This window comes from Curtobacterium sp. UNCCL20, assembly GCF_900101675.1.
Taxonomy (GTDB): Bacteria; Actinomycetota; Actinomycetes; order Actinomycetales; family Microbacteriaceae; genus Curtobacterium.
Genome location: NZ_FNKG01000002.1, coordinates 738,148 through 762,970 on the forward strand (window position 1 = coordinate 738,148; position 24,823 = coordinate 762,970).

Genomic DNA, 24,823 nt, shown 5'->3' on the forward strand with positions numbered 1-24,823 from the left:
CCCCCGTGGCGATCTTCAGACGCCGCCGTCGCGACGCGACGCCCTCCGATCCGGATGCGGTCCAGGAGGCGCGACACCCGTCCGCGACGGCGGCGTCGCCCGTGCGGGTGGCCGGCTTCGACGGCCCGGCCGAGGTCCGGCAGATCGGCGTCACCGTGCTCCTCGTCAGCCGGTCCGACCGCCACGACCGGTTGCCCGCGATGGTCACCGCGGCCCGGACCGCCTTCGGTCCCGAGGCGGACGTCCGTGCCGTGGCCTACGTCGCGGACGCGTCGCCGCTCCTGCCGTCGCCCCCGGGTGTGCCGTGGGTGCGGCCGGATGCCGTCGACGGCATCGGGTCGGCCGTGAACGCCGGGGTCGGCGGTGGGGTGCGCGGCGTGCTCGTCGTGGTGGACTCGACCGTGGGCGTCACGGACCAGGACCTCCAGGTACTCGCCGAGGCGGGTGCCCACGGTGTGGGGCAGGCGCGCGTGTGGCTCGCCGACGGCTCCGCGCGCCACGGGGCCAGGCTCCTCCGGCCCGGGGCGCTGCCCTGGAGCGACGACAGCGCGTCGGTCGCACCCGGTGACGAGGAGCTCCGGCAGATGGTCCTCGCAGCACGCGACGGCACCGCACCCGCTGCGACCGTCTTCGCGGCGGACCAGCCCGCACTGGCGATGCCGGGACGTGCGCTGGTCCCCGCACCGTGCCTCCCGGACGAACGCACCACGCTGTCGGCGTGGAGCCGCGCGGTCGCGGACCGCACCGATCGTGACGTCGCGGTGGTGTGGGCGCTCGAGCGCTCGGCCGAGGCCGGGCGCACCGTCGACGCGGCGACCGTCGACGCCGTCTCGGCATGGCGCGACCGCGCCGTCGACGGGACCGGCTCGGTCGTGGCCGGGCCGCCGTTGCCGCCGTGGGGCGCTCGGCCGGTCGCGCCCGCGTCCCCGGGCGTCCCGGCCGCCGAGCACCTCGCGTGGTCGATCAAGATCGCGGCGCCCGCCGGTCCCGAGGGCGACGGCTGGGGCGACGTGCACTTCGCCGCCGAGCTGGCCGGGGCCCTCGAGCGGCTCGGCCAGCGCGTCCGGATCGACCGGCGCGACGCCCACGTGCGGGACGACGACGATGCCGACGACGTGACGCTCGTCATCCGGGGACTCGACCGGGTGCCGCCGAACCCGGCGTCGGTGAACCTGCTCTGGGTGATCAGCCACCCCGACGACGTGACCGACACCGAGCTCCGGACGTTCGATCGGGCGTTCGCCGCTGGGCCGGTGTGGGCGGCCGCCGCCACGGAGCGCTCCGGCGTGCCGGTGACGACGCTCCTGCAGGCCACCGACCCGGCCGTGTTCCGGCCTTCCGCCGCTGCGACATCCGCTGCCGCGGCGACCGAGGACGCCGGTCGCGTGGTCTTCGTCGGGTCCACCCGGGGGACGTCCCGCCCGGTGGTGACCGACGCGGTGGCGGTCGGCGCTGACCTGCGGGTGCACGGGCCGGGGTGGTCCGGGCTCGTCCCCGCCGGGGCGCTGGGGGAGTCGTCACTCCCACGAGCCGAGGTCGCGCGTGCCTACGCAGCCGCCCGGGTCGTCCTCAACGACCACTGGCCGGACATGGCCGCCGGGGGCTTCGTGTCGAACCGGGTGTTCGACGTGCTCGCGTCCGGAGGCGTCGTCGTGACCGACCCGGTGGCGGGGCTGTCCGGCGTGCTCGACCTGCCGACCGTCGCCGTCGCCCGCTCTCGGGAGGAACTCGCCGAGCTGCTCGACCCGGCGCACCCGTGGCCCTCGCCCGGCGACCGTGCGGCGATCGCGGCCCGGATCGCTGCCGAGCACTCGTTCGACGCCCGGGCCCGCGTGCTGCTCGACGCCGCCCGCGCCGAGCGCACGCGTCTCCGCGGCTGACCCCCGCGCCCCCGCGCCCCGCCCCGACTGGACCCGGCCGGACCCGTCCGTGGTCCTGCTGAACACCGGTGTTCGTCCGACGCGCCCGCACATGTCGGGGTGCGTTCGACGAACACCGGTGTTTTGCTGGCACGGACCGGACCGACCCGGCCGACCCGCCCCGACCCGCACGGACCGGACCCGGCCGGGTGCGCTACTTGCGCGTCACCCAGCGCGCACGGACGGCCAGGCCGACCCGCAGCACGGCACGGAGCGGCCACAGCCACCACGCCCGGTACTTCCGCGACAGGAACCGGTAGGCGCTCCGGTGGTGCTCGATCTCCATCCGGCGCCGGTTCGACGACGTCGAGTGCGCACCGGTGTGGGTCACGACGGCGGTCGGCACGTACACGTTCGCGCGCCCGGCGAGGCCCACGCGCTGCCCGAGGTCGACGTCCTCGAAGTACATGAAGTACGACTCGTCGAAGCCACCGAGCTGCCGGAACAGGTCCGTGCGGATGAGGAAGCACGCGCCGGAGAGCCAGCCGGCCTCGCGTTCGACGACCTGCGTGGTGGACCAGTAGCGCTGGCTCCACGGGTTCGCCGGCCAGACGCGCGAGAACGCCGCGTGACCGAGGCCGGTGCGGAGCGAGGGCAGCCGCCGGGCGGACGGGTAGGTCTCGCCCTGGTCGTCGAGGATCCGCGGGCCGAACGACCCACCCTCGGGCAGCCGGTCGGCAGCGGCCACGAGCTCGTCGATCGAGCCGGGCTCGAGGACGACGTCGGGGTTCGTGACGAGCAGGAACTCCGGACGGACGTCGGGCAGGACGTCGTCGAGCGCGGCGAGGGCGGCGTCGATGCCTCCGCCGTAGCCGCGGTTCCCGCCGGAGGACACCACGACGGCGCCGTAGGACTCGCCGATCGCCCGCAGCGCGTCGATGTCGGCTGAGCCGTTGTCCGCGATCACCACGGCGACCGGGGACGACGACGCCTGTTCGACGCTCGCGAGGAACGGCCGGATCGTCTCACCGGTGTTGTAGGTCACCGTCAGGACCGCCACGCGGGTCATCGCGCACCTCCGGCCGTGGCACGGGCAGCGACGTCCTGGTACGCCGAGACGTGCACGGCTGCCGTGGCGTCCCACGTGAAGTCCTCGGCGCGACGGAGCGCGGCTGCCCGGTGCGCGGTCACGAGGTCGGGGTCGTCGAGCAGCGCTGCGAGGGCGGCCGCCAACGCCTCGGCGTCGGGCTCGGTGTACACGGCGGCGTCACCACCGACCTCGGGCAGCGACAGGCGGCGCGTGGTGAGGACGCACGCGCCGGTCGCCATCGCCTCGACCACCGGCAGGCCGAAGCCCTCGCCGAGCGACGGGTAGACGACGAACTCCGCGCCGCCGAGGAAACCGGCGAGGTCCTCGAGCGGGAGGTACCCGGCCTCGACGACGTGGTCCGCGTCCTGCAGCGCGTCGAGCCGCTCGATCGCGGCGTCGTCCCAGCCGCGAGCGCCGGACAACACGAGCCACGGCGTCGGGGAGCCGGTGGCGTCCCGGGCACCGCGGACTGCGGCGTAGGCGTCGAGCAGGGCGGTGACGTTCTTGCGGGGCTCGATCGTGCCGAGGAACGCGATCCAGGCGGCGTCGTCGGGCAGGCCCGCGGCGATGCGGGCGTCCTCGACCTCGGCCACCGACGGTTCGTGGAAGCGCTCGCGGTCGACCCCGAGCGGTGCGACCCGGACGTCGGCGCGGATGCCGCTGACGACCCGGGCGGCCTCGGTCGCGGTGGCCGCGCTCGGCACGACGACGACGGGTCGGGTGCGGAGGGACCGTCGGCTCCACCAGGTGAAGAAGGTGCGCTTCAGCCGCGAGTGCCACTCCGGGTTCGAGAAGAACGTCGCGTCGTGCAGGGTGACGACGGACCCGCGTCGCCAGGTGAACGGGAACGTGTAGTGCGGCGAGTGCAGCACCGCGGCACCGAGGCGGCGACCGAGTGCGGGCAGCCCGGTCTGCTCCCAGACGAACCGCAGCGGGACCGAGTCCGTCCACGCCGGGGCGGTGTGCACGGTGGCGTGCGGTGCGAGTGCACGGAAGTGGTCGGCGTGCACGGGGCGCACGACGAGGTGGACGTCGAGGCCGGGGTCGGTGAGGTGCGAGACGACCCCCTCGACGTAGCGTCCGACGCCGCCCAGGGCCTCGGGTACCGCGGTCCCGTCGATGAGGACGGTGAGCTGCGGCACGCGTGGTTCCTTCCGTGCGGGGACGCGGCGGCCGGGACCGTCGACGGGGGAGCGTCCAGGATAGCCCGAAGCGCTCATGCGCCCGGGTCCACCGCACGGCGCGGGACGGACGCGACCCGCGACTGGCGGACGCGGTGCGCGAGGTGCGCGGGGAGGTGCCGGACGACGTCGGCCAGCGCTGCCAGGACGAGCCGTGCCTCCCGTCTGGTGGATCCCCCCGTCAGCCCGCGGAGGCCGCGCGCCAGGGTCCGTGCCGCCGCGCGGAGCACCGTCGGCCACGGCGCGTGCCAGAGGGCGACGACCAGTCGGTTGCGGGCGTTGCGGAAGAGGAAGAGCTCGCTCTGCACACCGGAGGACGCCGAGTGGTCGTGCACGACGACCGCGTCGGCGACGTACTCGACGCGCCAGCCGCGACGGTGGAGGCGCCAGGCGAGCTCGGCGTCCTCGTAGTACATGAACAGCGACTCGTCGAGCGGGCCGACGTCCTCGAGCGCGGCGCGGCGGAGCGCCGCAGCACCGCCGGAGAAGCCGAAGACGGCGGGGGCCGCGACGCGGTCGGCGGGTGCGAACCAGTCGCGGTCCATGCCGTTCCCGTCGCGGTCGAGACGGACGCCGGTGGAGTTCAGGCGCGTCTCGCCGTCGGCCGACGGCACCCACAGGCGGCCGTCGTGGTCCCGCAGCACGCGCTGGTCGGATCCCGCGGCAGTGCCGGCCGGGAGGCGCGTCCAGCGCCCGGCGAGCACGATGCGGCCCGTCACCGCGGCGACGTCGGCCGGGGCGGCGACGAGGTGGTCGCGGAGGGCCGCGACGAATCCCGGGGCGGGTTCCGCGTCGTTGTTGAGGAGGACCACGACGTCGGCGTCCGAGTGCCGGACGCCCGCGTTCGCACCCGCTGCGAACCCGCCGTTCGTGTCGAGCGCGAGCACCGTCGCGTCCGGCAGGGCGCGCCGGAGCACCGCGACCGAGTCGTCGGTGGAGCCGTTGTCGACGACGATCACCCGGTCGGCGGTGCCGTCGTCGAGCACGGCGCGCGCCGCCCGGGTGGTGAGGTCGGCGCGGTTCCAGTTGACGACGACGACCGCGGTGCGGGTGCCGCCGTCGTGCAGCGTCAGCCGAGCTCCTCGATGGAGGGCTTGGCGTAGACGGTGCCGACAGCGTCGCCGAACGCGGGGACCTCGAACGAGTCGCACTCGGGCAGGTCGTGGAGGTGCCGTCCGGCGGAGTCCATCATCGACACGTTGATGAAGTACTTGCCGGTGCCGAAGTTCGTGTCCGCGATGCGGAGACGGAGCTTCCGGCGGCCGTGCAGCGGCTCGAGGTGGATGCCCATGATGCCGGTGGTCGTGCCGTAGACGACCTGACCGCCGGTGTTGTTGATCTGGACCGCGGCCTCCCAGTCGGAGACGCCGTCGAGGTGCTCGAACTCCATGTCGACGACGAGGTCGTCGCCGGGGGTGACCGGTGCACGGTGGGGCTTCCCGTCGACCTGCACGGTCGCGCCGAGCACGGTGCCGCGGCCGACGGCGACGTCCGCGCTGAGCTCGTCGGAGCGGCGCTCCTCGAGCACGTCGCGGAACATGCTGACCGCCTGGACCGCGTCGCCGTCGTGCAGGACCTTGCCCTTGTTGAGGAGGACCACACGGTCGCACATCTCCTGCACCTGGCTGAGGGAGTGCGTGACGATGATGATCGTCTTCCCCTGCTCTTGGAAGGAGCGGATGCGGTCGAGGCACTTGCGCTGGAAGGCCTCGTCACCGACGGCGAGGACCTCGTCGACGAGCAGGACGTCGGGGTCGGTGTGCACGGCGACCGCGAAGGCGAGTCGCACGTACATGCCGGACGAGTAGAACTTCACCTGGGTGTCGATGAAGTCGCCGATGCCGGAGAACGCGAGGATGTCGTCGAAGCGCTCCTCGGTCTCCTTGCGGCTGAGGCCGAGCAGGCTCGCGTTCAGGAACACGTTCTCGCGGCCGGACAGGTCGGGGTGGAACCCGGCGCCGAGCTCGAGCAGCGCGGCCAGACGTCCTCGGCGGGAGACCGTGCCGGACGTCGGCTGGATGATGCCGCCGATGGCCTTGAGGAGCGTCGACTTGCCGGAGCCGTTCTGGCCGATCAGGCCGACGGTGGTGCCCGCCTGGATCGACACGGTGACGTCGTCGAGCGCCCAGAAGTCCTGACGGTGCTTCCGGCCGGCGCGGCCCAGGGTGACGATGCGCTCGCGGATCGTGTTGTCCTTGCGGACGACGAACCGCTTGCGCACGTGGTCGATGACGATGACGTCGGGGCGCTCGGCGGTGTCGCCGGTGGTCGACGGGGCGACGGGGGTGCTGATGGCCATGGTCTACAGCTCCTGCGCGAAGTTGCCCTGCAGACGGGAGAACACCCGCTGCGCACCGAGGAGGCAGAACAGCCCGATCACGAACGCGATGCCGAGGCGGGTCATGAGGTGACCGGGGTAGACGACCGTCGCCGGGTCGTGCAGCCAGATCGCGTTCTGCAGGCCGAGGACGGCCAGGGTCAACGGGTTGTTCGTGTAGAGGGTGAGGAGCCACGGCGCGGTGACCTCCTTCAGCACCATCGCGTACGAGTACACGATGGGCGATCCCCAGAGGAGCACCATGAGTCCGACGTCGATGACGAACTGGACATCGCGCAGGTAGACGTTGAGCGCCGCCAGGACGAGTCCGATCGCCGCACCGTAGACCAGGATCACCAGCAGCGACGGGATGAGGTAGACGAGGCCGCCGTGCCACGGGAACTGCCCGAGGACGAGCGTCGCTGCCAGGAGGATGCAGAACTGGATCGCGAAGTTCACCAGGGCCGCACCGACGCTCGCGAGCGGGAAGACCTCTCGTGGGACGTAGACCTTCTTGATGAGCCCGCTGTTGCCGACGATCGAGCCGGTCGACCCGGCGACGATCTCGCTGAAGAGCGTGTACGCGCTGAGGCCGGTGAAGACGTAGATCGCGAAGTTGTCGATGCCGTGGGCGGCGCCGAGCACCTTGCCGATGACGAAGTAGTAGATGAGGAGCTGGGTCAGCGGACGCACCAGCGTCCACACGAACCCGAGGGCCGAGTCCTTGTACCGCGCCTTGAGGTCGCGGCGGATCAGCATCCCGAGCATCTCGCGCTGGTGGAAGACGTCGCGCAGCTCGCGCCAGGTTCCTCGGAAGGCACTCGTCGGAGCGCCGATCACGACGAGGGGCTCCTTCGCGAGCGCCGCCATGCGGGCTTGATCGACCATTCGTCTCTTCGTTCGTGGGGGCAGGACCGGAACAGCATACTCACCGGGCCGTCGAGGACACCTGACGGGAACCCGGAGTCCGCGGAACGCTGGACGACAGGCGTCGTGCACCCCGAGCGGGGGTGAATGTCCGCGGATTCAACCCTCAACCTTCACTTTGGGGTTACCGTTGACGCAACCCGGACCCTTGTCAACATCCACAGGACGGCCCGACAGCATGCAGCTTGCTCCACGGCCGATCGCTGCGCTCGCGGTGGTCGGTGCTCTCAGTCTCCTCGCGGCGGGTTGTTCCGCCGGAGGCGACGACCCCACTCCCTCCCCCTCCCGAACCACCAGCTCCTCCCCGTCGGCGACCGCCACCGAGACCGCATCCGCTGCTCCCACCCAGAGCACGGACGCCCCCTCGACCGGCACCGGGGACGACGACGGTGGCTCCGACGACGCCCCCACGGCGTTCCCCGGCACCGGGCAGACGAGCCAGCCCGACACCGACCCGTCCGACTTCCCGGCCACCGCCCTCGTGACGTTCGCCGGCTGGGACACCGGGAGCAAGACCCTGCAGGCGGGCGGTCTGGTGTCCGGCACGACGAACACGTCGGGCACGTGCACGTTCAGCGCCACGAAGAGCGGTGTGACGCGCACCCTGACCAGCACGGCAGAGGCGAGCGCGTCCTCGGTCAACTGCGCCCAGGTGTCGTTCCCCGCGGCGCAGGTGTCGACCGGCACGTGGTCGATCACCCTCAAGTACTCGGTGGGGTCGAAGTCGACCACGTCCGACCCGATGACGGCGGAGGTGCCGTGATGCGTTCCATCCTGACGAACAGCGGGCGGCGTCGCCCGTTCCGTTCCACCCTGGGCATCGTCGCCGCACTCGCGATCGCGGTGAGCGGCCTGACCTTCGGCACGATCGTGTCCGAGGCGACGACGACCGAGTCCGCGTCCGCCGCGACCGCCGCGGGCTTCGACCCCGGCAACATCATCAGCGACGCGAACTTCTACAACGGGTCCGCGATGAGCGGTTCGGCCGTGCAGTCGTTCCTCAACAGCGCCGGTGCGAACTGCCGGCAGGCATCCGGTGGGCCGGCCTGCCTGAAGGACTTCACGCAGAACATGAGCGCCATCGCCGCGGTCTCCGGGCGCTGCTCGGCGATCCCTGGTGGCAGCAAGTCGGCCGCGACCATGATCGCCCAGGTCGGCTCGGCGTGCGGGATCAGCCAGAAGGTCCTGCTCGTGCTGCTGCAGAAGGAGCAGGCCATCGTCTCGACGTCGCGTCCGACGTCGTACATGTACCTCCACGCGACCGGGTTCGCGTGCCCGGACACCGCCCCCTGCGACCCGAAGTACTACGGCTTCGGCCAGCAGGTCTACGCCGCGGCGCTGCAGTTCAAGCGCTACCAGGCGTCGCCGACCGCGTGGGCGTACCAGGCGGGCCGCAACAACGCCATCCTGTACAACCCGAACGCCGCCTGCGGACGGAAGACCGTCTACATCACGAACCAGGCGACGGCCGCGCTGTACATCTACACGCCGTACACCCCGAACTCCGCCGCGATGGCGAACCTGTACGGCACGGGTGACAGCTGCTCCGCCTACGGCAACCGCAACTTCTGGCGCATGTACACCGACTGGTTCGGCTCGCCCACCGGCGGGTCGTCGCCGATCGGGCACGTCGACTCGGTGTCCGCCGGCTACAAGGCGATCACGGTCACCGGCTGGGCCGCCGACCCCGACACCACGGCACCCCTCCGGGTCGCGTTCTACATCGACGGCGTCGGCAAGCAGACGATCACCGCGAACACGAACCGCACGGACCTCGCGTCGCGCCTCGGTGCGAACAACACGACCCACGGGTTCTCGACGACCCTGTCGAACGTCTCCGGCGGATCGCACAACCTCTGCGTGTACGGCATCAACCAGGGCGCCGGTGCGAACACGCTGCTCTCCTGCCAGACGTTCTCGATCCGGTCCGGTGACCCGTTCGGCAGCTTCGACAGCGCAGCCGTCGCGGCCTCGACGCTGACGGTCGGCGGCTGGGCGATCGACCCGGACAGCACCGGACCGGTGCAGGTGCAGGTCCGCGTCGACGGGACGACCAAGACGACCGTCACGGCGAACACGGGCCGGGGCGACGTCGGGAAGCGGTACCCGGGCTACGGGAACAACCACGGCTTCTCGGCCAAGCTCACCGGCATCACGGCGGGCAAGCACACGATCCAGACGTACGTGCAGGACACGTCGTCGAAGGCGTGGAAGCTGCTCGGCACGAAGAGCGTCGAGCGTCCGAGCGGAGCACCGTGGTTGATCCTCGACGAGGTCTCGTCGAAGGCGCCCGGCACGATGCGGGTGCGCGGCTGGACGATCGACCCCGACACCACCGCGTCGGTGCGCGTGCACGTCTACCTCGACGGGAAGGCCCTGACCGCGGTCGACGCGAACAAGACCAAGACCGGTCTCGGGACGGCTCGGCCCGGCTACGGGGACGACCACGCCTACCTGTTCGAGCGAGGCGGCATCAGTGCCGGCAAGCACACGGCGTGCGTGATCGCGATCAACGTCGGCCCGGGCATCAACCAGAACATCTGCCGCACGTTCTCGACGCCGACCGGGTCGCCGAAGGTGACGATCGACAAGGCCGCAACGGCCGGACTCGGCTCGATCACCATCAGCGGCTCGGCGGTCGACCCCGACGTCACCGCCGCGGTCCCGATGTCCTACACGGTGGACGGCAAGACGCTCGCGACCGGGACGGCGAACGTCGCCAAGGCCGCGCTCGCCACGACCTACCCCGGGTACGGTGCCGACCACGCGTTCGCGCAGACCATCACCGGTGTCGGACCGGGGGCGCACACGGTGTGCGCGGTCGGCAAGAACGTCGGCGGCGGGTCGAACACGAGCGTCTGCGCGAAGGTCGCCGCGGCGACCGGGGACCCGGTCCTGCTGCTCGACGAGGTCTCCTCGCCGGCTGCCGGTCAGGTGAAGGTCCGCGGCTGGTCGATCGACCCGGACGTCGCCGGGGCCGTCCAGGTGCACGTCTACATCGGCGGCAAGCCGGCGCAGTCGGTCACCGCGAACCAGGCGAAGGCCGGGATCGCGACGAGCTACGCCGGGTACGGCGGGAACCACGCGTTCTCGACGACGCTCGGCAACCGGGCCTCCGGCAGCACCGAGGTCTGCGTGTTCGCGATCAACCAGGGCAGCGGTTCCAACACGGAGGTCTGCCGGACGATCACCGTGCGGTAGACGCCACCCACGATCGACGGGAGGCGCGGTGCCAGCTGGCACCGCGCCTCCCGTCCGTTCGTGGTGTGGTTCCCGGGCTCCGGCTCGGTCGCGAGTCCGTCCTGCGTCCGGTCCTCAGCCGCGTCGGCGGAGCGCGCGCGCGACGCCGCCCAGACGGTCGAGCACCCGGTACTCGGCCGAGTGGGTGAGCGCGTCGTAGCTCCGGGCGATCGCGTCGCGCTCGGACTCCGCCGTCTGCCGGGCGTGGTCGATCACGGCGACGGCCTCCTCCGAGACGATGAGGCGACGGTTGATCTCCTCGACGCCGGAACGGTGCACGTCGCGCTCCTGCTCGGTCTCGCGGAGCACCTCGCGCTGCAGCGCCGCCCAGCGGAGGAGCGGGTCGCGCGCTCCGGAGCGCGTCGCGGCGCGGGCGATCGCGGCGTCGAGGGACGGCCCGACCTGTGCTGCGCGGGCGGCGTACGAGTGCCGCTCCACGACCACCGACCGGAGCCGCTCGGCGAGGGCGTCGCGCTCGGCCGTGGGCATCGCGATCGCCCGCTCGAGCGACGCGGCGTCCGTGAAGACGGGGACGTCCCCGAGGCCGAGCTCGTCGAGCCCGAGCGCGCAGGAGGTGACCGGCAGGGCACCGCAGGCGAGGGATTCGTAGAGGCGCGAGTTGAGCGTCCCGAACTCGGCGGCCGGCGCGATCACGTCGTCGACGACGAAGGCGGCGGCCCGGTAGACCTCGGGCAGGGCGAAGTAGGACACCGCGGGGCGGAGCTCGACGCCGGGAGCGGCGTCGACGTGCTGCACGTTCGCCGCGAACCAGACGATCGGTTCGGCCGGTGCGACCTGCTGCAGGACGTCCTGCACGCCGCGCCGGGCGCCCCAGAAGTTCACCGTCGCGACCGTGCGGTCGGTCCGGGGTTCCGCGGCCCCGTCGACGTCGGTCGTGAAGAGGTCGAGGTCGACACCGATCGGGACGACCTCGACCGGGCCCTCGACGACCTTCGCGAGTTCGTCACGAGCGATCGACGAGGACGCCCACACGGCGTCGTACTCGCCGAGCCAGGGGAGTGTCGCCCACTGCGCGGTCCAGTTGCGGACCCACGCGATCGTCGCCGTTCCGGACGGCACGAGGCCCGGCACGAACGACTCGATCATGTTCACCAGCACCGCGGTGTCGGCCGGGACCTCCTCGGCCCAGCGGCGGATCGGCCACATCGCCACGCCCCAGCCCTCGGCGCGGAGGGCGCGGGCGAGGCCCAGCGCGACGAAGAGGTCGCCCTTGCCCTCGGTCGGGTCGTCCGTCGACACCGCGAACCGGATGGTGCCCCGGTCGCCGGTGGCGTGGTCGCCGCGCGCGATGGCGGCGTACTCGTCGGCGAGGGGCGAGGGTGCGGGGGAGGTCGGGATCGAGGGGTGCGTCACGTGGACTCCGGGTCTGGGGGAGTGGTGTCGCCGTGGCTCCGGTGGTCGCGGCGAACGGGGTGGCCGGGTGGGGGCCGTCAGCCATTGTGCCCGAACCGGCCGGGATCTCAGGGGAGCGCCGTGCTGGGCCTTGTAGGGTGATCACGGCCGACGGGCATCCCCGCCGGCAGCACCGTCGATCCATGCCGCGCGCGCGGCACCTGCTGGAGGAACCCGCCGTGACAGAGCGCAAGCCGGGAGTCGTGTCCGTCGTCCTCGTGAACTACAAGGGCACGGACGACACCCTGACGAGCATCGCCGAGCTCCGGAAGCAGGACTGGCCGCAGGACAAGCTCGAGGTCATCGTCGTCGACAACGGCTCCGGTGCGGAGCACGTCGGCCGGCTGAAGGCCTCCGACCTCGACTTCACCTTCGTCGACTCCGGCGCGAACCTCGGCTTCACCGGCGGGTGCAACCTCGGCGTCGAGCACTCCTCCGGCGAGATCGTGGCGTTCCTCAACAACGACGCCCGCCCCGACACCGGCTGGGTGCGCGAGGCGATGGCGACCTTCGCCTCCGGCGCGGACATCGGCGCGGTCGCGTCGAAGGTCCTCGACTGGGAGGGCGTCAACGTCGACTTCACCGAGGCCGCGATGACCTGGTACGGCATGGGCTACAAGCCCTTCGCCGGGTCGCCGGACACCGGCCGCTGGGAGTCCGAGACCGACGTGCTGTTCGGCACCGGTGCGGCGATGTTCATCCGCGCGGAGCTCTTCGAGCAGCTCGGCGGGTTCGACGACCGCTACTTCATGTTCTACGAGGACGTGGACCTCGGGTGGCGCCTCAACCTGCTCGGGTGGCGGTTCCGCTACCAGCCGAAGTCGGTCGCGTTCCACAAGCACCACGCCTCCATGAACAAGTTCGGAGACTTCCGCGAGACGTACCTGCTCGAGCGGAACGCCCTCTTCACGCTCTACAAGAACCTCGGCGACGAGCAGCTCGCCGCAGCACTGCCCGGGTCCCTGGCCCTCGCTGTCCGACGCGCGATCGGGCGCGGTGAACTCGACTCCACCGAGCTCGACCTGCGCAACCCCGGCGACGACAGCGTCCCGACGATCCCGGTGCCGAAGACGAGCATGGCGGGCATCTACGGCATCGACCAGTTCGTCGAGCAGCTCCCCTCGATGACCGAGTCCCGTCGCGAGATCCAGGCGAGCCGCGTCCGTAGCGACCGCGAGCTCCTCCGCCTGTTCGGCAACCGTGACGAGCCGGCGTACCCGATCGAGAACTACCTCGCCGGCTACGACAAGATCGTGCACTCCCTCGGCGTGCTCGAGGTCGGCACCCGTCGCCGCATCCTCATCATCACCGGTGACTCCATCGGCGAGAAGATGGCCGGCCCGGCGATCCGGGCGACCCAGATGGCGAAGCAGCTCGCGAACGAGCACGACGTCCGGGTGATCAGCCTCACCCGTTCGTCGCCGATCGACCCGACGTACGAGGTCGTCACGGTGCCGCACCGCCACCCGCGCCAGATGGTCGAGCACGAGGCCTGGGCCGACGTCATCATCGTCCAGGGCCACGCGCTCCGCCTGTTCCCGGTGCTCGAGTCGACGCGCAAGATCCTGGTGGTCGACGTGTACGACCCGCTGCACCTCGAGCAGCTCGAGCAGGGTCGCAGCGACGACGTCGACCAGTGGAACCGGCAGATCCTCGACGCCTCGGACACGCTCAACCACCAGCTCGAGCTCGGCGACTACTTCATCTGCGCGTCCGAGCGGCAGCGCATGTTCTGGCTCGGCCAGCTCGCCGGCTCCGGCCGGGTGAACGCCCGCACGTACTCGCGCGACGCCGACCTCCGCTCGCTCATCGGTGTCGTGCCGTTCGGCCTCTCCTCGACCCCGCCGGTGCACGACCAGGCGCGCGTCAAGGGCGTCGTGCCGGGCATCGGCAAGAACGACAAGCTCGTCGTCTGGGGCGGCGGCATCTACGACTGGTTCGACCCGATCACGCTCGTGCGCTCGATCGGCCAGCTCGCGGAGCGCCGACCGAGCGTCAAGCTCTTCTTCATGGGCGTCCAGCACCCGAACCCCGACGTCCCCGAGATGGACATCGTCGCGAAGGTCCGCGCCGAGGCCGACGCCCTCGGGCTCACCGGCAAGAACGTGTTCTTCAACGACTCGTGGATCCCGTACGAGGAGCGCGGCGCCTACCTGCTCGAGGCCGACGCCGGCGTCTCGACGCACTACGAGCACCTCGAGACCACGTTCTCGTTCCGGACGCGCATCCTCGACTACCTCTGGGCACGCCTGCCGATCGTCACCACGGCCGGCGACTCGTTCGGCGACCTCGTCGCCGAGGAGAAGCTCGGCGTCGCGGTGCACGAGCAGGACATCGACGGCCTGGCCACCGCGCTCGAGACGGCCCTCTTCGACAAGAAGGCCCGGGCCGAGTTCATCGGCAACGTCGACCGTGTGCGCGAGCAGTTCACGTGGGAGAACGTCCTCGCGCCGCTCGTCGAGTTCTGCCGGAACCCCGTCCGCGCCGCCGACAAGTCCGTGCGGGACACGGCCGCCCCGGTCGACGCGCACCAGATGCGCGTGCGGGTGCCGGACCGCAAGAAGCTCTACGGCGTCCGCCACGACCTCGGCCGTGCCGTGCACTACTTCCGCACGGAAGGGCCGCGCAGCGTCGCGGGCAAGATCAAGCGGCGCCTGCAGAACCGGTGAGCCAGGGGAGTCCCACGGCACTCGTCATCGTCCCGACGTACGACGAGGCCGAGAACGTCCGTGCCATCGCCGAGGCGGTGCTCGACGCGGTCCCGACGGCGCACCTGCTCGTGGTCGACGACGGCAGCCCGGACGGCACCGCGGACATCGTGCGCGCCATCGCTGCCGACGACCCGCGCGTGCACCTGCTCGAGCGGAGCGGGAAGCTCGGTCTCGGGACGGCGTACGTCGCCGGGTTCCGGTGGGGCCTCGAGCGCGGCTACCCGCTGCTCGTCGAGATGGACGCCGACGGCTCGCACCCCGCCGACCGCCTGCCGGCCCTGATCGACGCAGTGCGGTCGGACGAGCGGGTCGCCCTGTCGATCGGTTCGCGCTGGGTCCCCGGCGGCTCCGTCGTCGACTGGCCGCTCCGCCGCGAGGTACTCAGCCGCGGCGCGAACACCTACGCCCGGTTCGCGCTCGGGCTCCACGTCCGGGACATCACCGCCGGCTTCCGGGTCTACCGCGCGAACACCGTCGCCCGGATGGACCTCGACTCGGTGGACTCGAAGGGGTACTGCTTCCAGGTCGACATGACGCTGCGTGTGGACGACCTCGGCGGCCGCATCGTCGAGGTCCCGATCCGCTTCCGGGACCGCGTGCACGGCGTCTCGAAGATGAGTCGCAGCATCGTCCTCGAGGCCATGCTCCGCGTCACGCAGTGGGGCTTCCAGCGCCGGTTCCGACGCCGCTGACCCACTTCTGGACGGACTGGAGGCGCGTGGCGGGTCCGCCACGCGCCTCCGGTCGGTCAGCCGGTCGCGTCAGACGCAGCTGACGTCCTGGTCCTTCGGACCGGCGACGACGTACTGGGTCATCATGACCCGGCTGCCCGCGGTGAGGCCACCGGCCGAGCACGCTGCCTGGGCCGCGGCGGCGCCGTCGGTGCCGACGGCGATCCAGCTCGGCAGGCCGGTGAGGCTCGAGTTCGAGGGGACCGCGCCGACGATCTGGTTGAACTGCGACTTCGTCGAGTAGATCCCGACCGTCGACACCTTCGCCGCCGTGAGGGCGGCGACCATGCCCTCGAGGTCCGCGCGGTTCTGGTTGCGGTAGTCGGACGAGTCGGCGGCCTTCTGCCAGGAGAGGCTCGTCTCGACATCGATCCACCACCGGTACGCGGACGGCGTCGGGACACCCCGGGAGTGTGTGGCCTCGTACGCTCGGGCGTAGCCGTACATGTACGAGCACTGGCGGTCGTAGGCACCTGCGCAGGTCCCGTAGGGGTTCGCCACCGTGTTGCCGCCCGGATCGCGGTTCGACGTCGGCCAGACCGACGCCGCACGACCGGGGTTCGCCGCGAGGGCGTAGAGCTGGACCTTCGGCTGCGAGGTGCCACCGACGGCCCCGGCAGCCCACGCGACCTGCTGTGTCACGCAGGGGTTGCTCTGGTTCGGCAGCGAACCGTTCGCGCCGACGACGCCGAACGCGTGGCCCGTCGGCAGGGTCGTTCCGCACTGGGGCCAGGAGACGTCCGCGCCGAAGCCGGAACCGCTCGAGCCGTCCACGAAGTAGCCCGCGACGTCGAGGTCGAGCACGGCGGACCCGCGCGAGACCTTCACCTGCACGCGGCGGTCCACGCTCGACCCGACGACCTTGGCGATGACCAGGTTCGACACCGCCTGCTTCGCCCCGAACACCTGCGTCGCGACCTGGGCGTCCTTGCCGGCCGGTGTGACGCGGAGGTAGCCCGCTGCGGTCGTCTGCTCGGTCTCGGCGTTGGCGACGACGGCGGTCGCGGTGCCCGGGACACCCGCGGTACCGGTGAGCCGGACGGTGCGTGCCGTGGTGGTGACGGGGCCGGCGTAGGCGCGGACGGTGTCGATCGGCACGAACACGGAGCCGGTGGACGAGTTCGCGTAGTAGCCGGCGACGTCCATGTAGACCGTCGCCGTACCGCGGGACACCTTGACCTGCGCGGCGCCGCCGGCGAGCTTCACGGTGACGAGGTTCGAGATGGTGGTGCCGCGGGTGAAGACCTGCGCGGCGACCTGCGCGTCCTTGCCGGCGGGCGTCACACGGACGTACCCGTCCGCCGTGGGCGACTCGACCTCGGTGTTCACGGCGACGGCGGTCGCGGTCGACGGGATCCCCGCCTTGCCGGCGAGGGGGACCCGGACGGCGCCGGTGCCGACGCGCCCCTGGAACACGCGGGCGGCGTCGAGCGGCGTGTACGTCGCGCCGGAGCCGTCGGCGTAGTAGCCGGAGACGTCCAGGTAGACGGTGCCGCGGCCGGCGGAGAGCTTCACCTGCAGTCCGCCCTTGGCGAGCCGCACGGTGGCGAGGTTGGAGATCGTCTGCCCGGCACGGAACTCCTGGGTGGCGACGCGGGCGTCGACGCCGCCCGGGGTCACCCGGACGTAGCCGGCGGCGGTGGGCTTCTCGACCTCGACGTTCACCACCACGGCGGTGGCGTTCGCGGGGACACCCGCGCGGCCGGCGATGGGCACGACCTTCGCGGTGGTGCCGACGGTGCCCGACCAGGCACGCGTGGTGTCGAGGGCCGTGTAGCGGCCGGTGGTGGGAGCTGCTGCCTCTGCCGTGGTGGCCGGGCCGACGGCGGCGATGCCGGTGGCGACGACCAGGGCGGTGAGGACGAGGGCGAGCCGGTGCTGCAGGCGCATGGAGGTCCTTCTCGTGGGAGGGCCGTCCCCCTGACGGCCGCTGGCAGTCTAGGGAACGCCGGACGGTGCGCAGTGCAACCTGTGCGGATGTGCGTCTCCGGACACACGCGGCGGGCCCGCGCCGCACCCACTCGAGCGCGGACGGCGGTGCGCGACGCGGCGGACCCGACCCGTGCCTCCAGGCCGTCGACGTCAGCTGCGCGGCAGGTGCCGCCGCCACGAGCGCCGCCGGGCGGCGATCACCAGCACCGCGACGAACACCATCAGTCCGGCGCCGTGCAGGAGGTAGCTCTCGGCCGTGCTCGTCACGCCGAGCAGCACGAGTACCGCAGCGGGCCACACGTACGCGACGCCCGGGAACGTCGTCGCGGTCACCCAGGCCCGGGCGAACGCGAGCAGCGCGGTGATGCCGAGGATGATCGTGCCGGCCAACCCGATCTGCAGCCAGGCGTCGACGAACGCGTTCAGGCCGGAGCCGAACCGGTGCCCGGCGGGGTCGATGAAGGTGACGTAGGGCACGACCGCCTCGTGCGGCCAGGTGCCGACCCATCCCCAGCCCTGGATCGGGAACTGGGCGACGAACACGCGGATCTGCGACCAGAGGTCGAGGCGGGTCGCGGTGCCGCCGGCCGCGCCGATCTCGGCGAGCACCCGGTGCCGTCCGATGACGCCGACGACGAGCATGAGGAGCACCGCGCCGCCGAGGACGCCGTTGACCACCGGCCGGGTCGTCGGCCGTGCGTGCCGGAGGGACCACAGCGCCAGGGCGGTGACCGCGAGCGCGATCATGGCGAGGCCGGTGATCGGGGACTGCACGAGCATGAGCGCGATCACGGCGAGGGCGGTCGAACCGATCGCGCGCCACCGCGTCACCGAGCGGGTGAGGAACTCGACGACGAAGGTCACGAGGGCCATAGCGGCGATGAAGCCCATGAAGTTGCGGGTGCCGCCGACGCCCTGGATCGGGCCGCCGTACGCGATGTTGCCCTGGATGTCGAACGCGGGGATCGGGACGTCGAGGACGAGGCCGGACAGGACCTCGAGGCCGAGGGCGACGACGAGCAGGATCCGGAAGGCGTCGCCGGAGGCCCGGATGACCTGCACGAGGTCGCGTCCGAGCGCCAGGTAGAGCCCGAGTCCGATGAAGCAGACCGTCGCCACGAGCCCGCGGAGGGCGACCCAGGAGTACTCGCTCCAGAGGACGCTGAGCGCGCAGTACCCGACGAACGCCAGCAGGGACAGCGGGAGCACCCCGTGCCACTCGATCCGGTACCGCTGGCCGAGCAGGCTGAGACCGGCGAGGACGAACAGCGTGACGAGCACGGCCCACACGCCCGCGGTGCCGACGAGCGCCTCGACGGTGGGCTGTCCGAAGGCGAACAGGACGATCACGGTCGCGAGGGCCTGACTGAACCGTCCGCCCGCGGAGAACCCGATCCAGGCGGAGAGGTAGCGCCTGGCGAGCATGCGCTTCGTCAGCCGTCCGTCCGTCACGGGTCCATCTTGGCGTACGCGCCTCGGTGCGCGCCCCCGTGCACGGCCATCGCGGTGCGTCGATATGGCCGATACGTGATGTCTCGGCTAGCGTCAGCGCTCGATGGAGCGCACACCGACAACGATCGTCCGCCTGCTCAGCACGCTCGGCGCCGCGATCGTCGTCGGGTTCGGCACGGCAGCCCTGGCCTGGTGGCGCCTCGGCCCGGTGACCCGCAGCACGGTGTGGGCGGAGGACGGCGGGATCTTCCTCCGCGACCGGGTCGCCCTCGGCCCCGTCGACGCGCTCCTCCACCCGTACGCCGGGTACCTGCACCTCGTCCCGCGCCTGCTGGTGGACCTCGCCTGGGCGCAACCGGTCGAGGACTACGCACACGTCCTCTCCGCCGGCGCCTGCCTGGTGGTCGGCGCGCTCGCCGCCGTGGTGTTCGTGCTCGCCCGGGACGTCGTGCCGTCCTGGCCGCTCCGCGTGCTCCTCGCCGTCGTGCCCGCACTCGTCCCGCTCGCCCCGTACGAGATCAGCGGCAACGTCGCCAACCTGCACTGGTACATGCTCTTCGCCGCACCGTGGCTCTTCTCGTACCGCGCCCGGAGCTGGTGGGGATCGGGCGTGGTCGCCGTGCTGACGGTGTTCGTGGTCCTCACCGAGCTGCAGGCGGTCCTGTTCCTGCCGATGCTGCTCCTCGCCTGGCTGCCGCTCCGCGACGCGTCCGGTGCACGCGCCTGGCCGCGGGCGGTGCCGGTCACGGTCGTCGCGCTCGCCGGGGGTGCGGCCCAGGTCGTCGCGGCGCTCACCGACGAGCGGACGGCGCGGCCCGGGTCGCCCGCCGTCGCCGACGTCGTCGCCGGCTGGCTGCTGCAGCCGTTCGCGGCGGTCTGGGACCCGGACGTCGTCGCCGTGGTCCGGACGGTGCTGGCCGACGGGTGGGCGGTCGTGGTCGTCCCCGCCGTGCTCCTCGCGCTCGTGGTCGTCGCCGCGCTGGTCGTCGGACCGTGGCGCGCCCGGTGGACGGTGTTCGCCCTGGTCGCGGCGTCCGGCGGGGTGTGGTGGGCGGCCCTGCTGGCGAACGGGGGAGCGGCGCAGCCGTGGGCGCACCCGGTCGCCGCGCTCGAGGCCGTGGGGCCGCAGCGGTACGCCGCCGCCTCCGGGCTGCTGCTGCTGGCCGGCGTGGTCGTCGCCTCGAGCGTGCTCATCGGGTGGCGGGAGCGGCCTCGTCCGTCGAGGGGCCGGCCGCGTGACGGATCGGTCGCGTCCGGTCGGTCGCGGGTCCGGAGCGGGCCTGGAGGCGCGGTGCGGCTCGTCGGGGCGGTGGCCGGCTGGTGCGTGGTCACCGTGGTGGTCGCCGCGCTGGTCGTGCACGCCGCGCCCGGTGCGACCAGACGGAGTGACGGACCGGTGTGGGCCGCGCAGATCCCGGCGGCCGTCGCCGCGTGCGACGGTGACGCGTCGCGTGTCGTCGAGGTGCGGACGGCGCCGTGGACGGCGCAGGTGCCGTGCGCGAAGCTGCTGGGGCGCTGATGCGCTGACGCGCTGATGCGCTGATGCGCTGACGCGCTGATGCGCTGAGGCGCTGACGACTGACGCCTGAGGTCCTCGGCGCCCGGGTCGCTCAGCGCCTGGCGGGCTGGCGGAACTCGCGCCGCGCGGGCGGCGTGCGCGGGCCGTCGCCGGTGGAGAGCGGTTCCTCGCCGACGAGCACGATGCGTGTCTTGATCGCGATGAGCGCGAACAGCACCCAGTTCCCCTGGTAGAGCAGGCGCGACTCGGCGACGGACTGCACGAGCAGCGCGACGACGACGAGCAGCGGCAGGAGCGACACCGGGTCGAACGGCCGGGGGGCGAGCGCGGCGTCGTACCCGATCCGGGTCGCCGACGCCCACGACCGGTTCAGGGTCGTGACGACGTACAGCGCGAAGAGGAGCAGACCGATGATGCCGGTCTGCATCCAGACGTCGAGGTACGCGTCGTGGGCCTGCAGGTACGTCACGCCCTTGCGGTGTGCCAGGTCGGCGAGCGTCGGGATGGACGGCCACCAGTAGCCGATCCAGCCCCAGCCGACGACCGGGTGCGCGTCGATGAGCCCGAGCACGCGCTGCCAGATCTCACCCCGACCGGTGGCGTCGGCACCCTTGCCGAGCAGTTCGGAGACGGTGCCGCGGGCCAGGAAGCCGACGACCCCGACGACGACGGCACCGGCGAGCACGACGAGGTACCTGGGCGTCCGGCGTTCGGTCGGCACGCGCCGGATCCAGAGCGCGACGACGAGCGCCACGGCGACGACCAGGGCGGCCGCGAGCACGGTCGACGAACGGGTGAGGAGCAGCACGGCCGCGGCGACGACGAGCCAGCCGATGGTGCGGTTCCGGCCGATCCGGCCCTCGGCGAACTGCACGGCGACGGCGATCGCGGCGAGCAGGGCGACCATCGCCAGCAGGTTGGCGTTGCCGGGCAGCCCCTGGATGCGCCCGCCCGTGAAGAGCTCGGCGCGGGAGAAGTAGAACGCGTCCGGGATCTTCCGGTCGCCGTAGTCCGTCCAGATCGGTGCGATCGGGTGCCGGACGAACACCGCCACGACGGCCTCGAACAGCAGCGACAGCATGAGCACCCAGCGCATCGCGACGCTGAGGGCGTCGAGGATGCGCCGCCACGTCAGGGTCGAGGCGACCGTGAACGCCATCGCGGCGCAGATGACCTGCACGGTGATGCTCGCGAGCGTCGCCGGACGCCAGTGCGACCAGACGAGCGACACCAGGCACCAGGCGAGGAAGAACCAGAGGGAGCGCGGCGTCCGGGTGATCGGCGGACGCGCACGGACCAGGACGGTCACGCCCCAGACGGCCACGAGTGCCCACAGCACGCCCGCACCCACCCAGGTCAGCGTGTTCGGCACGGCGTCGCCGGCGAAGAGCACGAACAGCATGGTCGCGCCGAAGGCGAACGCCTCGCGCTCGGGTACGGTCCCGCGCGACAGCGGCCAGGTGTTCGTCACGACGACAGGGTACCGCCAGGGCCACGGAGGTCCGCCGGGGCGACCGCCGATAGGCTCGGGCCATGTTCCTCGGCATCACGAACACGCCCCGCGACTACGCCTGGGGATCGGTCACCGCGATCCCGGAGCTCCTCGGGCGCACCGTCACCGGCGCCCCGCAGGCAGAGCTCTGGCTCGGCGCGCACCCCGGCAGCCCGAGCGTCGTCGTGAACCCGGCGATGGTGGGCGGCGCCGACACGCTCCTCGACTGGATCGCGGCCGAACCGCAGACCGCCCTCGGCACGGACCGCTCCGGCCTGCCGTTCCTCCTGAAGGTCCTCGCGGCCGCGGCCCCGCTGTCCCTGCAGGCGCACCCCACACCGGAGCAGGCGCGCGAGGGGTTCGAGCGCGAAGAGGCGGCGGGCGTGGCGATCGACGACCCGGCCCGGAACTACAAGGACCCCTTCCCGAAGCCCGAGCTCGTCGTCGCGCTCAGCGACCGGTTCGAGGCACTCAGCGGCTTCCGCCCGGTCGAGGAGACCCTGGCCGAGGTCGACACGCTCGACGCCGGCACCGGCCGGCTCGGCCCGCTGCACGTGCACCTGCAGCACGGGCTCGAGGACACCGTGCGCTGGCTCGAGACCGCCGACGCCTCGGCGCTCGCCGTGGTGCAGGCCGCCGGCGACCTCGCCGCGGCACTGCCCGACGACGCCCTGACACCGAACACGGCGACCGTCCGCGACCTGGCCGCGAGCTACCCGGGCGACCCGGGCATCGTGGTGTCGCTCCTCATGCACCGCGTCACGCTGTCGGCCGGCGAGGCGATGTACCTGCCCGCCGGCAACATCCACGCCTACCTGGACGGCCTCGGCATCGAGCTGATGGCGCCCTCGGACAACGTGCTGCGCGGCGGCCTCACCCCGAAGCACGTCGACGTGCCGGAGCTGCTGCACGTCCTCGACTTCACCGCGTACCCGGCGCCGGTCCTCACACCCGAGCAGGTCAGCCCGGGCGTGGAGCGCTTCGCACCCGAGGGTGTCGGCTTCTCGCTGCTCCGGGTCGCCGGCGACGGTCGCCCGGTCGGCCTCGGCACCGGCGGCGTAGCGCCCCTGCACGGCCCGTCGATCGCGATCTGCACCGCCGGCGTCGTGACCCTGGTCGGAGCCACCTCGGCGACGCTCCTCCGCCAGGGGGAGTCCTGCTACATCACGCCGGACGAGGGCGACGTCACGGTCGAGGCGGACGCCACCGACGGCATCACCTCGACGGTGTTCATCGCCACGGGTGCGTGAGGCGCGCACGTGGCGGCGGCCTGCGGGTGATCCGGTTCCGCTAGCGTTGCCAGCATGAGTTGGCTGGTCACCGGCGCTGCCGGGTACATCGGGTCCCACGTCGTCCGCGCGCTCCGGGCGGCGGGCATCGACACCGTCGCACTGGACGACCTGTCGAGCGGGTTCCGGGCGTTCGTGCCCGAGGACGTGCCGTTCGTCGAGGGCACGATCCTCGACGGGGACCTCGTCGGCCGGACGCTGCGCGAGCACCACGTCACCGGTGTGGTGCACGTCGCCGGCTTCAAGTACGCCGGTGTCTCGGTGGAGCGGCCCCTGCACACCTACGAGCAGAACGTCACCGGCATGGCGACCCTGCTCCGGGCGATGGCGGACAACGACGTCACGAAGGTCGTGTTCTCGTCGAGCGCCGCCGTCTACGGCACGCCCGACGTCGAGACGGTGGTGGAGAGCACCCCGAAGGCCCCGGAGTCGCCCTACGGGGAGTCGAAGCTCATCGGCGAGTGGCTGCTCCGCGACATGGAGGTCGCCCGCGACTTCACCACCACCTCGCTCCGTTACTTCAACGTCGTCGGCTCGGGGGAGCCCGACCTGTACGACGCGAGCCCGCACAACCTCTTCCCGCTGGTGTTCGACGCGCTGCTCGCCGGGCGCACCCCGCGGATCAACGGCGACGACTACGACACGCCCGACGGCACCTGCGTCCGTGACTACGTGCACGTCGCCGACCTCGCGCACTCGCACGCGGTGGCCGCGCGGAAGCTCGAGGCGGGCGAGCCGCTCGACCGCGCCTACAACCTCGGCAGCGGCGACGGGGTGAGCGTCCGGCAGATCATGGACGCCATGGCCGCGGGCACCGGCATCGCCTTCGAACCCGAGGTCGCCCCGCGTCGCCCCGGCGATCCCGCACGGATCGTCGCGACCGGTGAGGCCGCGGCGCGTGACCTCGAGTGGGAGATGCGCCACACGCTCGACCAGATGGTCACCAGCGCGTGGGAGGCCCGGCGCCGCAGCGCCTGACCCGGTGCTCCGGGGGCCACGGTTGTCCCCCGAAGCCCGGACAGACCGACCGCGACACGCCCGTACGGGGGACATGACACGCCGGAACGGTCAGTGCCTTCTATGATCCGCGACTTGACTCTCGCGAATGACACCGCTGTAATTACAGGCACAGGGCAGCGATCGTCTGGTCGCGTTACGAGATGTCAGGGGTGATCAGGGTGAACGGTTCCGACTTCCACGCCGGAGTACCGGAGGACTGGCACGTCGACCCCGTGGCGCTCGGCGTCCCGGGCGTCCGGCGTCCGGAGACCGACGACGAGGAGAACCCGCTCGCCTGGCAGGTGGACTCCCTCTGCGCGCAGACCGACCCCGAGGCGTTCTTCCCCGAGAAGGGCGGCTCCACCCGCGAGGCGAAGAAGATCTGCACCTCGTGCGAGGTCCGGTCGCAGTGCCTCGAGTACGCACTCGAGAACGACGAGCGCTTCGGCATCTGGGGTGGGCTGTCCGAGCGCGAGCGCCGCAAGCTCAGGAAGCGAGCCTGAGCAGTCACGGCGCGCAGCGCCGTGCGGAGGCTCGCCGAGGAGCCTGCGACGGGGACGCCGGGACCGGCCATCGACCGCGCGGCGCACACGCTGCAGTGATCGTCCCCACAGGTTCACGGCACGCCGTCGTGCACGGCCGGTGCCGCGCCTCCAGACCGTAGAGTGACG

Annotated in this window: 18 protein-coding genes; 9 read left to right on the forward strand and 9 right to left on the reverse strand. The window is 72.2% G+C overall.

The window, feature by feature from the left end; genetic code table 11:
• Window positions 1-5: 5 nt before the first annotated feature.
• Window positions 6-1,880 carry a glycosyltransferase gene (locus tag BLT36_RS12820; RefSeq protein WP_139166463.1) on the forward strand — a complete coding sequence of 625 codons (1,875 nt, stop codon included), beginning with the start codon at window positions 6-8 and terminating at the stop codon, window positions 1,878-1,880.
• 193 nt (window positions 1,881-2,073) lie between these two features.
• Here BLT36_RS12820 and BLT36_RS12825 read toward each other — a convergent pair whose 3' ends face one another.
• From BLT36_RS12825 to BLT36_RS12845, 5 genes are all read right to left on the reverse strand, one after another.
• Window positions 2,074-2,928: a glycosyltransferase family 2 protein gene (locus BLT36_RS12825; RefSeq protein ID WP_092095623.1), complete on the reverse strand. Its 855-nt coding sequence runs from the start codon at window positions 2,926-2,928 to the stop codon at window positions 2,074-2,076.
• On the reverse strand, window positions 2,925-4,091 hold the full coding sequence (locus tag BLT36_RS12830; protein WP_254787609.1) for a glycosyltransferase family 4 protein: 1,167 nt from the start codon (window positions 4,089-4,091) through the stop codon (window positions 2,925-2,927). The genes BLT36_RS12825 and BLT36_RS12830 overlap by 4 nt, the downstream gene beginning before the upstream one ends.
• A gap of 74 nt (window positions 4,092-4,165) precedes the next feature.
• Window positions 4,166-5,281, reverse strand: coding sequence for a glycosyltransferase family 2 protein (locus BLT36_RS12835; protein ID WP_092095626.1), 1,116 nt, complete (start codon window positions 5,279-5,281; stop codon window positions 4,166-4,168).
• Window positions 5,200-6,429, reverse strand: coding sequence for an ABC transporter ATP-binding protein (locus tag BLT36_RS12840; protein WP_092095628.1), 1,230 nt, complete (start codon window positions 6,427-6,429; stop codon window positions 5,200-5,202). Before BLT36_RS12840 ends, BLT36_RS12835 begins: the two co-directional genes overlap by 82 nt.
• 3 nt (window positions 6,430-6,432) lie before the next feature.
• Window positions 6,433-7,335 (reverse strand): ABC transporter permease, encoded by a 903-nt coding sequence (locus tag BLT36_RS12845; protein ID WP_092095629.1) that lies wholly within the window; start codon window positions 7,333-7,335, stop codon window positions 6,433-6,435.
• Between the two features lie 217 nt (window positions 7,336-7,552).
• On the opposite strand from BLT36_RS12845, the gene BLT36_RS12850 reads away from it, so the two are divergent.
• Window positions 7,553-8,137: a hypothetical protein gene (locus BLT36_RS12850; RefSeq protein WP_092095631.1), complete on the forward strand. Its 585-nt coding sequence runs from the start codon at window positions 7,553-7,555 to the stop codon at window positions 8,135-8,137.
• Window positions 8,137-10,575: a hypothetical protein gene (locus tag BLT36_RS12855; protein ID WP_092095632.1), complete on the forward strand. Its 2,439-nt coding sequence runs from the start codon at window positions 8,137-8,139 to the stop codon at window positions 10,573-10,575. Before BLT36_RS12850 ends, BLT36_RS12855 begins: the two co-directional genes overlap by 1 nt.
• A gap of 114 nt (window positions 10,576-10,689) precedes the next feature.
• On the opposite strand, the gene BLT36_RS12860 is transcribed toward BLT36_RS12855, so the two are convergent.
• Window positions 10,690-11,988, reverse strand: a complete 1,299-nt coding sequence (locus tag BLT36_RS12860) for a glycosyltransferase family protein (protein ID WP_092095634.1) — start codon at window positions 11,986-11,988, stop codon at window positions 10,690-10,692.
• 218 nt (window positions 11,989-12,206) lie between these two features.
• On the opposite strand from BLT36_RS12860, the gene BLT36_RS12865 reads away from it, so the two are divergent.
• Window positions 12,207-14,696, forward strand: a complete 2,490-nt coding sequence (locus BLT36_RS12865) for a glycosyltransferase (protein WP_092095857.1) — start codon at window positions 12,207-12,209, stop codon at window positions 14,694-14,696.
• A complete protein-coding gene (locus BLT36_RS12870; protein WP_092095636.1) occupies window positions 14,693-15,430 on the forward strand; it encodes a polyprenol monophosphomannose synthase in 738 nt (245 codons plus the stop codon). Before BLT36_RS12865 ends, BLT36_RS12870 begins: the two co-directional genes overlap by 4 nt.
• A gap of 69 nt (window positions 15,431-15,499) precedes the next feature.
• On the opposite strand, the gene BLT36_RS12875 is transcribed toward BLT36_RS12870, so the two are convergent.
• Together BLT36_RS12875 and BLT36_RS12880 are read right to left on the reverse strand one after the other, a co-directional pair.
• Window positions 15,500-17,359, reverse strand: coding sequence for a glycoside hydrolase family 25 domain-containing protein (locus BLT36_RS12875; protein WP_092095637.1), 1,860 nt, complete (start codon window positions 17,357-17,359; stop codon window positions 15,500-15,502).
• A gap of 192 nt (window positions 17,360-17,551) precedes the next feature.
• Window positions 17,552-18,853: an O-antigen ligase family protein gene (locus tag BLT36_RS12880; protein ID WP_092095639.1), complete on the reverse strand. Its 1,302-nt coding sequence runs from the start codon at window positions 18,851-18,853 to the stop codon at window positions 17,552-17,554.
• Window positions 18,854-18,956: 103 nt separating this feature from the next.
• Here BLT36_RS12880 and BLT36_RS12885 point away from each other — a divergent pair, with 103 nt between their 5' ends.
• Window positions 18,957-20,372 carry a hypothetical protein gene (locus BLT36_RS12885; protein WP_092095641.1) on the forward strand — a complete coding sequence of 472 codons (1,416 nt, stop codon included), beginning with the start codon at window positions 18,957-18,959 and terminating at the stop codon, window positions 20,370-20,372.
• Between the two features lie 91 nt (window positions 20,373-20,463).
• Here the strand turns inward: BLT36_RS12885 and BLT36_RS12890 are convergent, their stop codons facing one another.
• Entirely contained in the window at window positions 20,464-21,843 is a 1,380-nt protein-coding gene (locus tag BLT36_RS12890; protein WP_092095642.1) for an O-antigen ligase family protein, read from the reverse strand.
• Window positions 21,844-21,905: 62 nt separating this feature from the next.
• Here BLT36_RS12890 and manA point away from each other — a divergent pair, with 62 nt between their 5' ends.
• The 3 genes from manA to BLT36_RS12905 all read left to right on the forward strand — a co-directional run bounded on the left by manA (window position 21,906) and on the right by BLT36_RS12905 (window position 24,655).
• Window positions 21,906-23,114 carry a mannose-6-phosphate isomerase, class I gene (gene manA, locus BLT36_RS12895; RefSeq protein WP_092095644.1) on the forward strand — a complete coding sequence of 403 codons (1,209 nt, stop codon included), beginning with the start codon at window positions 21,906-21,908 and terminating at the stop codon, window positions 23,112-23,114.
• Between the two features lie 54 nt (window positions 23,115-23,168).
• Window positions 23,169-24,131, forward strand: coding sequence for a UDP-glucose 4-epimerase GalE (gene galE / locus BLT36_RS12900; protein ID WP_092095645.1), 963 nt, complete (start codon window positions 23,169-23,171; stop codon window positions 24,129-24,131).
• A gap of 200 nt (window positions 24,132-24,331) precedes the next feature.
• Window positions 24,332-24,655, forward strand: a complete 324-nt coding sequence (locus BLT36_RS12905) for a WhiB family transcriptional regulator (RefSeq protein ID WP_071292023.1) — start codon at window positions 24,332-24,334, stop codon at window positions 24,653-24,655.
• Window positions 24,656-24,823 lie beyond the last annotated feature (168 nt).